The organism is Stenotrophomonas sp. YJH_SMC_80, from assembly GCF_059372495.1.
This window is the reverse complement of record NZ_JCAFVP010000011.1, coordinates 118,998-134,862: the sequence shown is the minus strand read 5'-3', so window position 1 is coordinate 134,862 and position 15,865 is coordinate 118,998. Positions and strand designations below refer to the sequence as shown.

Below are 15,865 nucleotides of genomic sequence, written 5' to 3'. Positions count from 1 at the left end.
GGTTGGCGACGAAATCGAAATCGTCGGCATCCGTCCGGTGCAGAAGACCACCGTGACCGGCGTTGAAATGTTCCGCAAGCTGCTGGACCAGGGTCAGGCAGGCGACAACGCTGGCCTGCTGCTGCGCGGCACCAAGCGTGATGACGTCGAGCGTGGCCAGGTCCTGGCCAAGCCGGGTTCGATCAAGCCGCACACCAAGTTCGAAGGCGAAGTCTACGTCCTGTCGAAGGACGAGGGCGGCCGTCACACCCCGTTCTTCAACGGCTACCGCCCGCAGTTCTACTTCCGCACCACCGACATCACCGGCGCAGCTGCTCTGCCGGAAGGCGTCGAAATGGTGATGCCGGGTGACAACGTCAAGATGGTCGTCACCCTGATCAACCCGGTGGCAATGGACGAAGGCCTGCGCTTCGCCATCCGCGAAGGCGGCCGTACCGTCGGCGCCGGCGTGGTCTCGAAGATCATCGAGTAATCTGGTAGTATCTGCGCCCCGATGTTGCCTGGGTAGGGCATCGGGGCGTATCAAATGGGAAAGCAGGCACAGGATGTGCCTTGTGTTCCCCGGACCAGGAAGGGTCAATGCCATTCAGGCGGCGTCAACAGGCGACTGTTGACAGCTGCCTTGCGTGCCGTTATGCTTCTACGTCTGGGCAGGCCGGGAAACTGGTCTGCCTACGTTTTTGAGGTCTATGGATTGACCTTGGCGGCCTGCAGGAGTGCGGGCCGTCCGTATTCAGGAATTTCATGGGGCAAAGCAACCCAGAGGCTTTGTCTGTCGCTCTTTTAACGAAGGAACCTACCGCCATGGCGGACCAAAAGATCCGGATCCGGCTGAAAGCGTTCGATCATCGTCTGATCGACCGTTCGGCCAGCGAGATCGTTGAAACGGCAAAGCGGACCGGCGCGCAAGTGCGTGGCCCGATCCCGCTGCCGACCAAGATCGAGCGTTACACCGTTCTCGTCTCCCCGCACGTCGACAAGGACGCGCGTGACCAGTACGAGACCCGCACGCACAAGCGCGTGCTCGATATCGTTGACCCGAATGACAAGACCGTGGACGCGCTGATGAAGCTCGAACTGGCTGCCGGCGTCGACGTTCAGATCAAGCTGACCTGAGGACTACGACCATGACGAAGAAGTATTCGTTGGGCTTCGTGGGCCGCAAGGCTGGCATGAGCCGCGTGTTCACTGAAGATGGCCGCTCCATCCCGGTGACCCTGATCGAAGCAACCCCGAACCACATCGCGCAGATCAAGACCGTCGAAACCGACGGCTACAGCGCCGTGCAGGTGACCGTCGGCGCGCGTCGCGCTGCCCTGGTCAACAAGCCGGAAGCCGGCCACTTCGCCAAGGCGAAGGTGGAAGCGGGTCGTGGCCTGTGGGAATTCCGCGTTGAAGACGCGCAGCTCGGCGATTTCGCCGTTGGCGGCGAAGTCAAGGCGGACATCTTCGAAGTCGGCCAGATCGTCGACGTCCAGGGTGTCACCAAGGGTAAGGGCTTCCAGGGCACCATCAAGCGCCACAACTTCCGTATGGGCGATGCAACCCACGGTAACTCGCTGTCGCATCGCGCGCCGGGTTCGCTGGGTCAGCGCCAGACCCCGGGTCGCGTTTTCCCGGGCAAGAAGATGTCGGGCCACATGGGCGCGGTGCAGCAGAGCACCCAGAACCTGGAAGTGGTCAAGGTCGACGTCGAGCGCGGTCTGATCGCCGTTCGCGGCGCCGTTCCGGGCGCGGCGGGTGGCGACGTGATCGTCCGTCCGGCGAGCAAGGCATAAGGAGAGATGACGATGGAACTCGTTATCACGGGTAGCAACAACAAGGTCTCGGTCTCCGACGCCGTGTTCGGTCGCGATTTCAGCGAAGATCTGGTCCACCAGGTCGTCGTTGCCTACCGCAACGCCGGTCGCGCCGGCACCAAGGCACAGAAGACTCGCTCCGAAGTGGCTGGTACCACCAAGAAGTCGAAGAAGCAGAAGGGCGGCGGCGCGCGTCATGGCGCACTGACGGCTCCGATCTTCGTCGGCGGCGGTGTCACCTTCGCGGCCAAGCCGCGCAGCTTCGAGCAGAAGGTCAATCGTAAGCAGTACCGTGCCGCCATGTGCGCGATCCTGTCCGAGCTGAACCGTCAGGGCCGTCTGACCATCGTGGAGTCCTTCGATGTCGAAGTGACCAACACGAAGGGTCTGATCGCCAAGCTGGCCGGCCTGGAAGTGGGCAAGCGCCCGCTGATCGTCACCGAAGAAGCGTCCGAGCACCTGTACCTGTCCGCCCGCAATCTGCCGTACGTGCAGGTGCGTGACGTCCAGGGTCTGGATCCGGTCTCGCTGGTGGGTGCCGACACGGTCGTCATCACCGCTGACGCGGTCAAGAAGGTCGAGGAGTGGCTGGCATGAACAGCAACGAAAAAATCTTCAGCGTGCTGCGTGCCCCGCGTGTCTCCGAAAAGACCGCGCGCCTGCAGGAACTCTCCAACCAGTATGTCTTCGAAGTTTCGAACGAAGCCACCAAGGCCGATGTAAAGGCCGCGGTTGAGCAGCTGTTCGACGTCAAGGTCGAAGCCGTCAACGTGGTCAACGTCAAGGGCAAGAACAAGTCCTTCCGTAACCGTGCTGGCCGCCGCGGCGATTGGCGCAAGGCGTACGTTCGCCTGGCCGATGGCCAGTCGATCGATGTAACGGCCAAGGCCTGAGGTACATCCCATGCCATTGATGAAATTCAAGCCCACTTCCCCCGGCCGCCGTTCGGCCGTGCGCGTGGTCACTCCCGATCTGCACAAGGGTGCTCCGCACGCTGCGCTGGTCGAGTCGCAGAGCCGCTCGGGTGGTCGTAACCACCATGGCCGCATCACCGTGCGTCACGTCGGTGGTGGTGCCAAGCAGCACTACCGCATCATCGACTTCAAGCGCAACAAGCTGGGCATCCCGGCGCGCGTGGAACGCATCGAATACGATCCGAACCGCACCGCGCACATCGCTCTGCTGTGCTACGTCGACGGTGAGCGTCGCTACATCATCGCCCCGAAGGGCCTGAAGGCCGGTGATCAGGTGATCGCTGGTTCGGATGCCCCGATCAAGGCTGGCAACACCCTGCCGCTGCGCAACATCCCGGTCGGCACCACCATCCACTGCATCGAACTGAAGCCGGGCAAGGGCGCTCAGATCGCTCGCGCCGCTGGTGCGGCCGTGCAGCTGGTGGCTCGCGAAGGCATCTACGCCACCCTGCGCCTGCGCTCGGGTGAAATGCGCAAGGTTCCGGTCGAGTGCTGCGCCACCATCGGCGAAGTCGGCAACGACGAGCACAGCCTGGAAAAGCTGGGCAAGGCCGGTGCCAAGCGTTGGCGCGGCGTCCGCCCGACCGTTCGTGGTGCTGCCATGAACCCGGTTGACCACCCGCACGGTGGTGGTGAGGCGAAGGCCGGCCAGGGTAACCCGCATCCGGTCACCCCGTGGGGTGTCCCGACCAAGGGTTACAAGACGCGCCATAACAAGCGCACTCAGCAGTTCATCGTCCGCGATCGTAGGGGCTAATCGACCATGGCACGTTCACTCAAGAAGGGCCCGTTCGTCGATCACCACCTCGTCAAGAAGGTGGAGGCCGCTGCGGGCAGCAAGAAGCCGATCAAGACCTGGTCGCGCCGTTCGATGATCCTGCCTGACATGGTAGGCGTCACCATTGCCGTGCATAACGGCAAGAACCACATCCCGGTTCTCGTCAACGAGAACATGGTCGGCCACAAGCTCGGCGAATTTGCCATCACCCGGACCTTCAAGGGTCACGGTGGTGACAAGAAGTCGGGCAAGTAAGGAGAGATGACAATGGAAGCGAAAGCCATCCTGCGCACTGCGCGCATCTCCCCGCAGAAGGCTCGTCTGGTCGCTGACCAGGTGCGCGGTCTGCCGGCCGAGCGTGCGGTCAACCTGCTGAAGTTCTCGGACAAGAAGGCTGCCCACCTGATCAAGAAGGTGGTGGAGTCGGCTATTGCCAATGCCGAGAACAACCAGGGCGCCGACGTCGACGAGCTGAAGGTTCAGACCATCATGGTTGATGAAGGTCCGACCCTGAAGCGTTTCATGGCGCGGGCGAAAGGCCGCGGTACCCGCATCCTCAAGCGCACCAGCCACATCACTGTGGTTGTGGGCGCCGCCAAGTAAGCGGATAAGGAAAAGACCATGGGTCATAAAGTTCATCCGATTGGTATCCGCCTCGGCATTTCCAAGGACTGGAACTCCAAGTGGTACGCCAACAAGGCCGAGTTCGCTGGTTACCTGGCAGCCGACCTGAAAGTGCGCGAAATGCTGCGCAAGAAGCTGGCTCAGGCCGGCATCAGCAAGATCCTGATCGAGCGTCCGGCCAAGACCGCTCGCGTGACGATCCACACCGCCCGTCCGGGCGTGGTGATCGGCAAGCGCGGTGAGGACATCGAGAAGCTGCGCAAGGAAGTGAGCGAGATGATGGGCGTCCCGGCGCACATCAACGTCACCGAAGTGCGCAAGCCGGAACTGGACGCGCAGCTCGTTGCCGAGTCGATCGCCCAGCAGCTGGAGCGTCGCATCATGTTCCGCCGCGCAATGAAGCGCTCGGTCGGCAACGCGATGCGCCTGGGTGCCCTGGGCATCAAGGTCAACGTGGGTGGCCGCCTCAACGGTGCAGAAATCGCCCGTTCGGAGTGGTACCGCGAAGGCCGCGTGCCGCTGCACACCCTGCGTGCCGACATCGACTATGGCTTCGCTGAAGCCAAGACGACCTACGGCATCATCGGCATCAAGGTCTGGATCTACAAGGGCGAGGTCTTCGATTTCTCCCAGGTTGGCCAGGAAAAGCAGGACGACACCCCGTCGCGCAACGATCGTCACGATCGCGGCGACCGTGGTGACCGTCAGCGCCCGGCCCGTGAAGCGAGGTAACGACAATGTTGCAACCCAAGCGAACCAAGTACCGCAAGGTACACAAGGGCCGTAACGATGGCCTGAGCTGGAGCGCCAACGCTGTCAGCTTCGGCGAATACGGCCTGAAGGCAACCGCACACGGTCAGCTGACCGCGCGTCAGATCGAAGCGGCCCGCCGCTCGATCAGCCGCTACGTCAAGCGCGGCGGCAAGATGTGGATCCGCGTGTTCCCCGACAAGCCCATCACCAAGAAGCCCATCGAAGTCCGAATGGGTTCTGGTAAGGGTAACGTGGAATACTGGGTGGCCCAGATCCAGCCCGGCCGCATGATCTATGAAATCGAGGGTGTTTCCGAGGAAGTGGCTCGCGAGGCGTTCCGCCTGGCCGCCGCCAAGCTCTCGGTCACCACCACTTTCGTGACCCGTACGGTGCGCTGATGGATATCAAAACTCTCCGTGAAAAGTCGGCTGACGAACTCAAGGCCCACCTGATCGACCTGCGTAAGGAACAGTTCTCTGTCCGTATGCAGCAGGTCACCGGCCAGCTGCCGAAGACCCACGACATTCGCCGGGTCCGTCGCGAGATTGCTCGCGTCAAGACCCTGCTCGGCAGCACGAAGTAAGGATGGCCGCTATGAGCGACAATACTGAAAAGAAGACGCTGCGCACGGTCGAAGGCCGTGTCGTCAGCAACAAGATGGACAAGACGGTTACCGTCCTGGTTGAGCGTCAGGTCAAGCACGCGCTGTACGGCAAGTACATCAAGCGCTCGACGAAGCTGCACGCCCACGATGCCGACAACGCCTGCAAGGAAGGCGATGTCGTCCGCGTGACCGAGATTGCTCCGATGTCCAAGACCAAGAACTGGCGCGTGGTGGAAGTCATCACGCGCGCGGCTGAATAAGGAGCTGAATCATGATCCAGATGCAGAGCTACCTTGACGTCGCGGACAATTCGGGTGCCAAGCAGGTGATGTGCTTCAAGGTGCTGGGTGGTTCCAAGCGCCGTTACGCCGGCATCGGCGACATCATCAAGGTCACCGTGAAGGATGCGATTCCGCGCGGCAAGGTCAAGAAGGGTGAAGTGTATGACGCCGTCGTGGTGCGTACCCGCAAGGGTGTGCGTCGCGCCGACGGCTCGCTGATCCGCTTCGACGGCAACGCTGCCGTTCTGCTGAACAGCAAGCAGGAGCCGATCGGTACCCGTATCTTCGGGCCGGTGACCCGTGAACTTCGTTCGGAGAAGTTCATGAAGATCGTCTCGCTCGCTCCCGAAGTGCTGTGAGCGACAGGAGATAATCATGGCTAACCGTATCAAGAAGGGCGACCAGGTTGTCGTCAACGCTGGCAAGGACAAGGGCAAGCAGGGCGAAGTCGTCCGCGTCGACGGCGACCGTGTGGTCGTCGCCAACGTGAACATCGTCAAGCGCCACACCAAGCCGAACCCGCAGGCAGGTGTTGCCGGCGGCGTGGTCGAGCGCGAAGCTTCGATCCATATCTCCAACGTGAATGTTCTGAACCCGGCTTCGGGCAAGGGCGAACGCGTTGGCTTCAAGGTGCTGGAGGATGGACGCAAACTGCGTGTGTTCCGCTCCAGCGGTGAGGCGCTCGACGCCTGAGGAATGAGAAGATGAGTTCCCGTCTCGAAAAGTTCTACAAGGACGAAGTGGTGCCGGCGCTGATGAAGCAGTTCGGCTACACCAATCCGATGGAAGTGCCGAAGCTGGTCAAGGTCACCCTGAACATGGGTGTCGGCGAAGCGGCCACCAACAAGAAGATCCTGGAAAACGCCGTCGGCGACATGACCAAGATTTCCGGCCAGAAGCCGGTTGTCACCAAGTCGCGTGTGTCGGTTGCGTCGTTCAAGATCCGCGATGGTTGGCCGATCGGCTGCAAGACCACGCTGCGTCGCCACAAGATGTACGAGTTCCTGGATCGCCTGATCAACATCTCGCTGCCGCGCGTGCGCGACTTCCGTGGTGTTTCCGGTCGTTCCTTCGACGGCCGCGGCAACTTCAACATGGGTGTGAAGGAGCAGATCATCTTCCCGGAAATCGACTTCGACGCCGTCGACGCGATCCGCGGTATGGATATCGCCATCACCACCACTGCGAAGACCGACGCGGAAGCGAAGGCGCTGCTGGCAGCGTTCAAGTTCCCGTTCCGTAACTGATCTGTCGAGGAAACCGAAATGGCAAAGACCTCCATGGTCAACCGCGACATCAAGCGGGAAAAGCTGGCAAAGAAGTACGCTGAAAAGCGTGCAGCTCTGAAGAAGATCGTGTCCTCCGTGGACGCGACCTACGAAGAGAAGATCGACGCCGCAACCAAGCTGGCCAAGCTGCCGCGCGATTCGTCGCCGAGCCGCCAGCGCAACCGTTGCGAGCTGTCGGGTCGTCCGCGTGGCGTCTACAGCAAGTTCGGCCTGGGCCGTAACAAGCTGCGTGAAGCCACCATGCGTGGCGACGTCCCGGGTCTGCGCAAGGCCAGCTGGTAATCCCAGCCGGCCCTGCGATCAGGAGCCCCTTCGGGGGTTCCTGAACCGGGCAGGGGAGGCATTCAGCTTTCCCGATGCAAAAAAACCGAAGAGCCCGGCGCAAGCCGGGCTCTTTTGGCGTATACTCCCGCGTCTTGCCCTGTGCAGACGGGGTTGTAGGAGTGGGCTTCCGGCCCGCTGCAACAAGGGACCTGGCCCGTTTCCAGGAGACAACAGATTTTCGCGAAAGCGGATATCGGTGCACTCAAAGGTACTCATATGAGCATGACTGATCCCATCGCCGACCTGCTGGTCCGCATCAAGAATGCGGCCGCGGTTGGCAAGCAGACGGTGAAAGCCCCGTCGTCCAAGATCAAGGTTGCGATTGCCCAGGTCCTGAAGGACGAGGGTTACATCACCGACCTGCGCGTGACCCAGCTGGAAAACAACAAGTCCGAGCTGGAAATCGTGCTGAAGTATTTCGAAGGCAAGCCGGTCATCGCGACCCTGAAGCGCTTCTCGCGTTCGGGCCTGCGCCAGTACCGCGGCAAGAGCGAGCTGCCGAAGGTCATGAACGGCCTGGGTATCTCCATCATTTCCACCTCCAAGGGCATCATGACTGATGCGCAGGCGCGCCAGCTGGGCGTCGGCGGCGAAGTCCTGTGCTTCGTGGCCTAAGGCGAAAGGAGTAGAACTATGTCCCGCGTAGCCAAGAAGCCGATCGACCTGGGTAAGGTTGAACTGAACGTCCAGTCGGACAGCGTCACCGCCAAGGGCCCGAAGGGCACCCTGTCGCTGGCCAAGCCGGCCGGTATTGCCATCAACGTCGACAACGGCGTTGCCACCCTGAGCACCGAGAACGCCGACCTGGTCGCACTGACCGGTACCGTGCGTGCGATCCTGTCCAACATGGTCAAGGGCGTGTCCGAAGGCTTCGAGCGCAAGCTGGAGCTGGTCGGCGTGGGTTACCGCGCTGCCATGCAGGGCAAGGACCTGAGCCTGTCGCTGGGCTTCTCGCACCCGGTCGTGTTCGTGGCGCCGGAAGGCATCACCCTGTCGACCCCGACCCAGACCGAGATCCTGGTCCAGGGCGCTGACAAGCAGGTCGTCGGTGAAGTTGCCGCCAAGATCCGTGCGTTCCGCAAGCCGGAGCCGTACAAGGGCAAGGGCGTGAAGTACTCCGACGAAGTCATCATCCGTAAGGAAGCCAAGAAGGCATAAGCGCGAGTCCCTCGCAAGAGCCCGCACATCCCTGTGCGGACTTCTCAGGGAAAAGCTCTTCCTTCAGCTTTCAAGGAATAATCAAAATGAACAAGAACATCGCCCGCCTGCGTCGCGCCAAGTCGACCCGCGCCCACATCCGTGAGCTCGGCGTCGCCCGCCTGTCGGTGCTGCGCACTGGCCAGCACCTGTACGCCCAGGTCTTCACCGCCGACGGTTCCAAGGTGCTGGCTGCCGCCAACACCACCCAGACCGACGTCATGGAAGGCCTGAAGAACGGCAAGAACGCCGATGCCGCCGCCAAGGTTGGCCGCATCGTCGCCGAGCGCGCCAAGGCCGCCGGCGTCGAGAAGGTTGCCTTCGATCGTTCGGGCTACCGCTACCACGGCCGCATCAAGGCCCTGGCAGAAGCGGCCCGCGAAGCCGGTCTGCAGTTCTAAGGGACAAGGGCAGGGGGCCATTGGCCTCCTGCCTGCCTGCTCGCCAGCCTGAGTGAGGCTGGACGGCGCCGCTCTTCTGCAGCGGCCCACCGGAACGCCGCGTCACGCCACAACCATAAGCGGCTTCGAGCCGTACATACCCAAACAACCAAGGAATCAACATGGCAGAAGAGCGTCAGCAGCGGGGTCGCGATCGCGACCGTAACCGCGAAGAGAAGATCGACGACGGCATGATCGAAAAGCTGGTCGCGGTCAACCGCGTCAGCAAGACCGTCAAGGGTGGCCGCCAGTTCACCTTCACCGCCCTGACCGTTGTCGGCGACGGCGAAGGCAAGGTCGGTTTCGGTTATGGCAAGGCCCGCGAAGTGCCGGTCGCCATCCAGAAGTCGATGGAACAGGCCCGCAAGAACCTGGTCAGCGTTGACCTGAACAACGGCACCCTGTGGCACACCATCAAGGATGGTCACGGCGCAGCCCGCGTGTTCATGCAGCCGGCTTCGGAAGGTACCGGCGTCATCGCCGGCGGTGCCATGCGCGCCGTGCTGGAAGCGGTTGGCGTGAAGAACGTGCTGGCCAAGGCCACCGGTTCGCGCAACCCGATCAACCTGGTGCGTGCCACCGTGAAGGGCCTGTCTGCTGCGCAGTCGCCGGCCCGCATCGCGGCCAAGCGCGGCAAGAAGGTGGAGGAACTCAACCATGGCTAATGAGTCCAACAAGACTGTCAAGGTCCGCCTGGTGCGTGGCCTGCGTGGCACCCAGTCGCGTCACCGCCTGTCGGTGCGTGCCCTGGGCCTGAACAAGCTCAACGATGTGCGTGAACTGAAGGACAGCCCGCAGGTGCGCGGCCTGATCAACAAGGTTCAGTACCTCGTCCAGGTTGAGGAGTAATCGACCATGACTCTGCGTCTCAATGAACTGAGCCCGGCACCGGGCGCCCGCACCGAGCGTACCCGCGTCGGTCGCGGTATCGGCTCGGGCCTGGGCAAGACTGCCGGCCGCGGCCACAAGGGTTCGTTCGCCCGCAAGGGTGGCGGCAAGATCAAGGCTGGCTTCGAAGGCGGCCAGACCCCCATGCAGCGTCGTCTGCCGAAGATCGGCTTCCGTTCGCCGATCGCCAAGGACACCGCTGAAGTGCTGCTGTACGCGCTGGACAAGCTGCCGGCCGGTGAGATCGACTTCGCCGCCCTGCGTGCTGCCAAGCTGGTCCCGAGCACTGCCAAGAAGGCCAAGGTCGTCGTCAAGGGCGAAGTGACCAAGGCGTTCACCCTGAAGGGTATTGCTGCCACGGCGGGTGCCAAGGCCGCGATCGAAGCTGCCGGCGGCAGCGTAACGGAGTAAGAAAATCATGGCGCAAGCTGGCATCGGTAACCTCGCGGGCGGAATGGGCAAGTTCACTGAACTTCGCCAACGTTTGCTGTTCGTCGTCGGGGCTTTGATCGTCTATCGCATCGGCTGCTACGTGCCGGTGCCGGGCGTCAATCCCGATGCCATGCTTGCCATGATGCAACAGCAGGGCGGCGGCATCGTGGACATGTTCAACATGTTCTCGGGCGGCGCCCTGCACCGTTTCAGCATCTTCGCGCTGAACGTGATGCCGTACATCTCGGCATCGATCGTGATGCAGCTGGCCGTGCACATCTTCCCCGCCCTGAAGGCGATGCAGAAGGAAGGTGAGTCCGGCCGCCGCAAGATCACCCAGTATTCGCGCATCGGCGCCGTGCTGCTGGCAGTGGTGCAGGGCGGCTCGATCGCGCTGGCCCTGCAGGGCCAGGTTTCGCCGTCGGGCGCTCCGGTCGTATATGCGCCGGGCATGGGCTTCGTGCTCACCGCCGTGGTCGCGCTGACCGCCGGCACCATGTTCCTGATGTGGGTCGGTGAGCAGGTCACCGAGCGCGGCATCGGCAACGGCGTGTCGCTGATCATCTTCGCCGGTATCGTCGCAGGCCTGCCGGGTGCGATCATCCACACCTTCGACGCCTACCGCGACGGCAACATCCAGTTCATCCAGCTGCTGCTGATCGCCATCGTCGTGCTCGCCTTCACCTTCTTCGTGGTGTTCGTCGAGCGTGGCCAGCGCCGGATCACGGTCAACTACGCGCGCCGCCAGGGCGGTCGCAACGCGTACATGAACCAGACCTCGTTCCTGCCGCTGAAGCTCAACATGGCCGGCGTCATCCCGGCGATCTTCGCCTCGAGCCTGCTGGCGTTCCCGGCCACCCTGGCCATGTGGTCCGGCCAGGCTGCCAACCAGAGCAGCTTCGGCCAGGTCCTGCAGAAGGTGGCCAATGCTCTCGGCCCGGGCGAGCCGCTGCACATGATCGTGTTCGCTGCGCTGATCACCGGTTTCGCGTTCTTCTATACCGCGCTGGTGTTCAACTCGCAGGAAACCGCCGACAACCTGAAGAAGTCGGGCGCGCTGATTCCGGGCATCCGTCCGGGCAAGGCCACCGCCGATTACATCGACGGCGTGCTGACCCGCCTGACCGCAGCCGGCTCGGCCTACCTGGTGATCGTCTGCCTGCTGCCGGAACTGATGCGCACGCAGCTGAACGCCTCGTTCTACTTCGGTGGTACTTCGCTGCTGATCGTGGTGGTGGTGGTGATGGACTTCATCGCCCAGGTGCAGGCGCACCTGATGTCCCACCAGTACGAGAGCCTGCTGAAGAAGGCCAACCTGAAGGGCGGCAACCGCGGCGGTTTTGCCCGCGGCTGATTGGCCTGTTATACTTTCGTCTTCCTGACGTGATGGTCCCTCCGCTTCGCGGACTCCGGCCACACAAACGAAGGGCGGCCCCCGCAGCGGTTCCGGGTGGGGGTGTGATGAGGTGGTCCCGCGCTGGAGTAGCGCGGGCGGCCCCGGGGGAAACCCCAGGTCCAACCCCATCCGGCGCCGGAGCCTGGGCACACTCCCCAGGCCGGGTTCATGAAACCAATGGTTTCACGGGCTTCCATGTAAACCGGAACCTTGTTAGTATCGCTAGTTCACTTTTTTGATCCATCCTGCCGGATTGGCGTGCCCGAGGCGCGCTGTCGGCCATCACTCAGCTGGAGAACCGCGTCATGGCGCGTATTGCAGGCGTCAACCTGCCAGCCCAGAAGCATGTCTGGGTCGGGTTGCAAAGCATTTACGGCATCGGCCGTACCCGTTCGAAGAAGGTCTGCGAAGTCGCAGGCGTTGCTTCGACCACCAAGATCCGCGATCTGTCGGAGCCGGAAATCGAGCGCCTGCGCGCCGAAGTCGGCAAGTACATTGTGGAAGGCGATCTGCGCCGTGAGATCGGCATCGCGATCAAGCGCCTGATGGACCTGGGCTGCTACCGCGGCCTGCGTCACCGTCGTGGCCTCCCGCTGCGTGGCCAGCGCACCCGTACCAACGCCCGCACCCGCAAGGGTCCGCGCAAGGCGATCAAGAAGTAAGGGACTGAGAAATGGCTAAGCCCGCTGCTAAGACCAAGAAGAAGATCAAGCGCGTCGTCACCGACGGCGTTGCCCACGTCCACGCTTCGTTCAACAACACCATCGTCACCATCACCGACCGCCAGGGCAACGCTCTGTCGTGGGCGACCTCCGGTGGCGCTGGCTTCCGCGGTTCGCGCAAGTCGACCCCGTTCGCTGCCCAGGTGGCGGCTGAAAAGGCCGGTCGTGCTGCGCTGGACTACGGCGTGAAGTCGCTGGAAGTCCGCATCAAGGGCCCGGGTCCGGGCCGTGAGTCGGCCGTGCGTTCGTTGAACAACGTCGGCTACAAGATCACCAACATCATCGACGTGACGCCTATCCCGCACAACGGGTGCCGTCCGCCGAAGAAGCGTCGCGTCTAAAGGGAGCGATAAGAAATGGCTCGTTATATCGGTCCTACCTGTAAGCTCGCCCGTCGCGAAGGCGCCGACCTGTCCCTGAAGAGCCCGGCGCGTGCGCTGGACTCGAAGTGCAAGCTGGAGCAGAAGCCCGGCCAGCACGGCGCCACTGCCCGCAAGGGCAAGCTGTCCGACTACGCCACCCAGCTGCGTGAAAAGCAGAAGGTCAAGCGTATCTACGGCCTGCTGGAGCGTCAGTTCCGCAACTACTACAAGAAGGCCTCGACCAAGAAGGGCAACACCGGCGAGAACCTGCTGCAGCTGCTGGAAACCCGCCTGGACAACGTCGTCTACCGCATGGGCTTCGCCGTGACCCGTCCGGCTGCCCGTCAGCTGGTGTCGCACCGCGGCGTCACCGTGAATGGCAAGTCGGTCAACCTGGCTTCGTACCAGGTCAAGGCTGGCGACGCCATCGCTCTGTCTGAAAAGGCTGCCAAGCAGCTGCGCGTCCAGGAAGCCCTGACCGTCGCCGCCCAGCATGACCTGAGCCCGTCGTGGGTTGAAGTGGATTCCGGCAAGTTCACCGGCATCTTCAAGGCTGTTCCGGATCGTTCGGATCTGCCTGCGGACATCAACGAAGCGCTGATCGTCGAGCTGTATTCGAAGTAATTCACATTGGAGAGCCCCCGGCGACGGCCGGGGGTTCACTAGGAGAACCCGCAACATGACGGTTACCGCCAACCAGGTTCTGCGTCCTCGCGGTCCGCAGATCGAACGCCTTACCGACACCCGTGCAAAGGTCGTTATCGAACCTTTGGAGCGGGGTTACGGGCATACGCTGGGTAATGCCCTGCGTCGCGTGCTGCTGTCGTCCATCCCGGGCTTCGCCATCACGGAAGTCGAAATCGACGGCGTGTTGCATGAGTACACCACGGTCGAAGGTCTGCAGGAGGACGTGCTCGAAGTCCTGCTGAACCTCAAGGACGTGGCCATCCGTATGCACTCCGGCGACAGCGCCACCCTGTCCCTGTCCAAGCAGGGCCCAGGCGTTGTCACCGCTGCCGACATCAAGGTCGACCACAATGTGGAGATCCTGAACGGCGACCATGTGATCTGCCACCTGACCAAGGACACGGCAATCAACATGCGTCTGAAGATCGAACGTGGTTTCGGCTACCAGCCGGCTGCCGCGCGTCGTCGTCCGGACGAAGAAACCCGTGCCATCGGCCGCCTGGTCCTGGATGCCTCGTTCTCGCCGGTCCGCCGCGTCGCCTATGCCGTGGAAGCGGCCCGCGTCGAACAGCGTACCGACCTGGACAAGCTGGTCATCGATATCGAGACCAACGGCACCATCGACGCCGAGGAAGCCGTGCGCACCGCCGCCGACATCCTCAGCGACCAGCTGTCGGTGTTCGGTGACTTCACCCACCGCGACCGCGGTGCGGCCAAGCCGGCAAACAACGGCGTGGATCCGGTGCTGCTGCGCCCGATCGACGATCTGGAGCTGACCGTGCGTTCGGCCAACTGCCTGAAGGCTGAAAGCATCTACTACATCGGCGATCTGATCCAGAAGACCGAAGTGGAGCTGCTGAAGACCCCGAACCTGGGCAAGAAGTCGCTCACCGAGATCAAGGAAGTGCTGGCTCAGCGCGGCCTGTCGCTCGGCATGAAGCTGGAGAACTGGCCGCCGGCCGGTGTCGCCAGCCACGGCATGCTGGGCTGAGATCGGTAATGCCTGAAGGCTCCACCGTTCGCGGTGGGGCCTTCAACGCAACACACCATGCCATGACGAACCACAGGTTCGCGCGGCAGGTCGTCCAGGACGGGCGGCCAGGACCATCCGCAGTCCGCGCAGCAACGCCAGGATGGCGACAACGATCCACACAGCCACATCATTAACCAAGGAATATCACCATGCGTCACCAGAAGTCTGGCCGTAAGTTCAGCCGCACCAGCGCCCACCGCGAAGCGATGTTCAAGAACATGGCCGCCTCGCTGTTCAAGCACGAGCTGATCAAGACCACCCTGCCGAAGGCCAAGGAACTGCGCCGCGTTGCCGAGCCGCTGATCACCCTGGCCAAGGTCGACTCCGTCGCCAACCGCCGTCTGGCCTTCGCCCGCCTGCGCGACAACGAAGCCGTGGGCAACCTGTTCACCATCCTGGGCCCGCGCTACGCGAACCGTCCGGGCGGCTACCTGCGCCTGCTGAAGTGCGGCTTCCGCGCCGGCGACAACGCGCCGATGGCCTACGTCGAGCTGGTTGACCGTCCGGTCGTGGCCGAGGAAGTGGCCGAGTAATCGGACCGCTCCAACGCGACACAGCGAAAGCCCGGCCTTTGCCGGGCTTTTGCGTTTCCAGGGCTCGGATGCCTTTCCGCAGGAAAGGGCCCTGACCCCGGGCAGGCAGCACCGCAGGCCAGAGCCCTTTGCATTCGCACTGGGATCTGACCCGCACCGTTCCGACAGGCGTCACCTGTGGCGGTTCGAATGGCACGCACTCTCGGTTACGCTTGGCGCCTGATCCATTTGAGCGTTGACGATGAATCCACTGCGCTGGCCCTTCCGCGCCCAGTTCTTGCTGGGCTTCCTGATCTGCGCGGGCCTGCTTGGCTACGCGATCTTCCTGCAGTTGAAGATGGGCCTGGAGCCTTGTCCGCTGTGCATCTTCCAGCGCCTGGCCTTTGCCGCGCTCGGCCTGCTGTTCCTTATCGGTGCGCTGCACGGGCCCTCCAACCGCCCGGGACGCGCGACCTATGGCGTGCTGGCGTTCATTGCCGCCGCAGTGGGTGCCGGCATTGCCGCGCGCCACGTCTACGTGCAGATGCTGCCGCCGGAAATGGGCTCCACCTGTGGCCCGCCGCTGGCGTTCCTGAGCGAGACCATGGGGCCGCTGGAAGTATTCCGCACGGTACTGACCGGTACCGGCAACTGCGGCAACATCGACTGGACCTTCCTGGGCCTGACCATGCCGATGTGGTCGGGCGTGTGGTTCGTGCTGCTGGCGTTGTGGGCGCTGGTGGTGTCGCTGGGCAAGGTCAAGCGCTGAA

At 62.8% G+C, this 15,865-nt stretch carries 29 protein-coding genes; all 29 read left to right on the top strand.

What is annotated here, in order from left to right; genetic code table 11:
* A partial coding sequence (locus AC5P99_RS16835; protein ID WP_495213346.1) for an EF-Tu C-terminal domain-related protein occupies positions 1-472 on the top strand: 472 nt, incomplete at its 5' end.
* A 332-nt stretch (positions 473-804) separates the two neighbouring features.
* Positions 805-1,116, top strand: a complete 312-nt coding sequence (rpsJ, locus tag AC5P99_RS16830) for a 30S ribosomal protein S10 (protein WP_005408208.1) — start codon at positions 805-807, stop codon at positions 1,114-1,116.
* An 11-nt stretch (positions 1,117-1,127) separates the two neighbouring features.
* The gene (gene rplC / locus AC5P99_RS16825) at positions 1,128-1,778 is read left to right on the top strand and encodes a 50S ribosomal protein L3 (RefSeq protein ID WP_495213345.1); all 651 of its coding nucleotides are present in this window, start codon (positions 1,128-1,130) and stop codon (positions 1,776-1,778) included.
* A gap of 12 nt (positions 1,779-1,790) precedes the next feature.
* Positions 1,791-2,396, top strand: a complete 606-nt coding sequence (gene rplD, locus AC5P99_RS16820) for a 50S ribosomal protein L4 (protein ID WP_004145337.1) — start codon at positions 1,791-1,793, stop codon at positions 2,394-2,396.
* Positions 2,393-2,692 (top strand): 50S ribosomal protein L23, encoded by a 300-nt coding sequence (rplW, locus tag AC5P99_RS16815; RefSeq protein WP_004145338.1) that lies wholly within the window; start codon positions 2,393-2,395, stop codon positions 2,690-2,692. Before rplD ends, rplW begins: the two co-directional genes overlap by 4 nt.
* A 10-nt stretch (positions 2,693-2,702) precedes the next feature.
* Entirely contained in the window at positions 2,703-3,530 is an 828-nt protein-coding gene (gene rplB / locus AC5P99_RS16810; RefSeq protein WP_004145339.1) for a 50S ribosomal protein L2, read from the top strand.
* A 6-nt stretch (positions 3,531-3,536) separates the two neighbouring features.
* Positions 3,537-3,806, top strand: a complete 270-nt coding sequence (gene rpsS, locus AC5P99_RS16805; RefSeq protein WP_004154485.1) for a 30S ribosomal protein S19 — start codon at positions 3,537-3,539, stop codon at positions 3,804-3,806.
* A 12-nt stretch (positions 3,807-3,818) separates the two neighbouring features.
* The gene (gene rplV / locus AC5P99_RS16800) at positions 3,819-4,154 is read left to right on the top strand and encodes a 50S ribosomal protein L22 (protein ID WP_004145348.1); all 336 of its coding nucleotides are present in this window, start codon (positions 3,819-3,821) and stop codon (positions 4,152-4,154) included.
* A gap of 18 nt (positions 4,155-4,172) precedes the next feature.
* Positions 4,173-4,907: a 30S ribosomal protein S3 gene (gene rpsC / locus AC5P99_RS16795; protein WP_004145350.1), complete on the top strand. Its 735-nt coding sequence runs from the start codon at positions 4,173-4,175 to the stop codon at positions 4,905-4,907.
* Positions 4,908-4,912: 5 nt separating this feature from the next.
* Entirely contained in the window at positions 4,913-5,326 is a 414-nt protein-coding gene (gene rplP, locus AC5P99_RS16790; RefSeq protein WP_004154486.1) for a 50S ribosomal protein L16, read from the top strand.
* Entirely contained in the window at positions 5,326-5,511 is a 186-nt protein-coding gene (gene rpmC, locus AC5P99_RS16785) for a 50S ribosomal protein L29 (RefSeq protein WP_004154487.1), read from the top strand. The genes rplP and rpmC overlap by 1 nt, the downstream gene beginning before the upstream one ends.
* An 11-nt stretch (positions 5,512-5,522) precedes the next feature.
* Entirely contained in the window at positions 5,523-5,792 is a 270-nt protein-coding gene (rpsQ, locus tag AC5P99_RS16780; RefSeq protein ID WP_004154489.1) for a 30S ribosomal protein S17, read from the top strand.
* An 11-nt stretch (positions 5,793-5,803) separates the two neighbouring features.
* Positions 5,804-6,172, top strand: a complete 369-nt coding sequence (gene rplN / locus AC5P99_RS16775; RefSeq protein WP_004145357.1) for a 50S ribosomal protein L14 — start codon at positions 5,804-5,806, stop codon at positions 6,170-6,172.
* A gap of 16 nt (positions 6,173-6,188) precedes the next feature.
* A complete protein-coding gene (rplX, locus tag AC5P99_RS16770; protein WP_004154490.1) occupies positions 6,189-6,506 on the top strand; it encodes a 50S ribosomal protein L24 in 318 nt (105 codons plus the stop codon).
* A gap of 11 nt (positions 6,507-6,517) precedes the next feature.
* Positions 6,518-7,060: a 50S ribosomal protein L5 gene (rplE, locus tag AC5P99_RS16765; protein WP_004154491.1), complete on the top strand. Its 543-nt coding sequence runs from the start codon at positions 6,518-6,520 to the stop codon at positions 7,058-7,060.
* An 18-nt stretch (positions 7,061-7,078) separates the two neighbouring features.
* Positions 7,079-7,384 (top strand): 30S ribosomal protein S14, encoded by a 306-nt coding sequence (gene rpsN, locus AC5P99_RS16760; RefSeq protein ID WP_005408209.1) that lies wholly within the window; start codon positions 7,079-7,081, stop codon positions 7,382-7,384.
* 258 nt (positions 7,385-7,642) lie between these two features.
* On the top strand, positions 7,643-8,041 hold the full coding sequence (gene rpsH / locus AC5P99_RS16755) for a 30S ribosomal protein S8 (protein ID WP_005408210.1): 399 nt from the start codon (positions 7,643-7,645) through the stop codon (positions 8,039-8,041).
* An 18-nt stretch (positions 8,042-8,059) separates the two neighbouring features.
* Positions 8,060-8,584, top strand: a complete 525-nt coding sequence (gene rplF, locus AC5P99_RS16750) for a 50S ribosomal protein L6 (protein ID WP_005408211.1) — start codon at positions 8,060-8,062, stop codon at positions 8,582-8,584.
* An 80-nt stretch (positions 8,585-8,664) separates the two neighbouring features.
* The gene (gene rplR, locus AC5P99_RS16745) at positions 8,665-9,024 is read left to right on the top strand and encodes a 50S ribosomal protein L18 (protein ID WP_024957318.1); all 360 of its coding nucleotides are present in this window, start codon (positions 8,665-8,667) and stop codon (positions 9,022-9,024) included.
* Between the two features lie 161 nt (positions 9,025-9,185).
* Complete coding sequence (gene rpsE / locus AC5P99_RS16740) at positions 9,186-9,728, top strand: 30S ribosomal protein S5 (protein ID WP_005408213.1); 543 nt, start codon at positions 9,186-9,188, stop codon at positions 9,726-9,728.
* On the top strand, positions 9,721-9,912 hold the full coding sequence (rpmD, locus tag AC5P99_RS16735; RefSeq protein ID WP_005408214.1) for a 50S ribosomal protein L30: 192 nt from the start codon (positions 9,721-9,723) through the stop codon (positions 9,910-9,912). Before rpsE ends, rpmD begins: the two co-directional genes overlap by 8 nt.
* Before the next feature lie 6 nt (positions 9,913-9,918).
* Complete coding sequence (gene rplO / locus AC5P99_RS16730; protein ID WP_004154498.1) at positions 9,919-10,362, top strand: 50S ribosomal protein L15; 444 nt, start codon at positions 9,919-9,921, stop codon at positions 10,360-10,362.
* Positions 10,363-10,369: 7 nt separating this feature from the next.
* Positions 10,370-11,737, top strand: a complete 1,368-nt coding sequence (secY, locus tag AC5P99_RS16725) for a preprotein translocase subunit SecY (RefSeq protein WP_005408215.1) — start codon at positions 10,370-10,372, stop codon at positions 11,735-11,737.
* 347 nt (positions 11,738-12,084) lie between these two features.
* Positions 12,085-12,441 carry a 30S ribosomal protein S13 gene (rpsM, locus tag AC5P99_RS16720; RefSeq protein WP_004154500.1) on the top strand — a complete coding sequence of 119 codons (357 nt, stop codon included), beginning with the start codon at positions 12,085-12,087 and terminating at the stop codon, positions 12,439-12,441.
* 11 nt (positions 12,442-12,452) lie between these two features.
* Positions 12,453-12,842: a 30S ribosomal protein S11 gene (gene rpsK / locus AC5P99_RS16715; RefSeq protein ID WP_004145443.1), complete on the top strand. Its 390-nt coding sequence runs from the start codon at positions 12,453-12,455 to the stop codon at positions 12,840-12,842.
* 15 nt (positions 12,843-12,857) lie between these two features.
* Positions 12,858-13,487 (top strand): 30S ribosomal protein S4, encoded by a 630-nt coding sequence (gene rpsD, locus AC5P99_RS16710; protein WP_004145446.1) that lies wholly within the window; start codon positions 12,858-12,860, stop codon positions 13,485-13,487.
* 55 nt (positions 13,488-13,542) lie between these two features.
* Positions 13,543-14,541, top strand: coding sequence for a DNA-directed RNA polymerase subunit alpha (locus AC5P99_RS16705; RefSeq protein ID WP_005408216.1), 999 nt, complete (start codon positions 13,543-13,545; stop codon positions 14,539-14,541).
* Positions 14,542-14,732: 191 nt separating this feature from the next.
* A complete protein-coding gene (rplQ, locus tag AC5P99_RS16700; protein WP_005408217.1) occupies positions 14,733-15,116 on the top strand; it encodes a 50S ribosomal protein L17 in 384 nt (127 codons plus the stop codon).
* Between the two features lie 241 nt (positions 15,117-15,357).
* Positions 15,358-15,864 (top strand): disulfide bond formation protein B, encoded by a 507-nt coding sequence (locus AC5P99_RS16695; protein ID WP_005412342.1) that lies wholly within the window; start codon positions 15,358-15,360, stop codon positions 15,862-15,864.
* Position 15,865 lies beyond the last annotated feature (1 nt).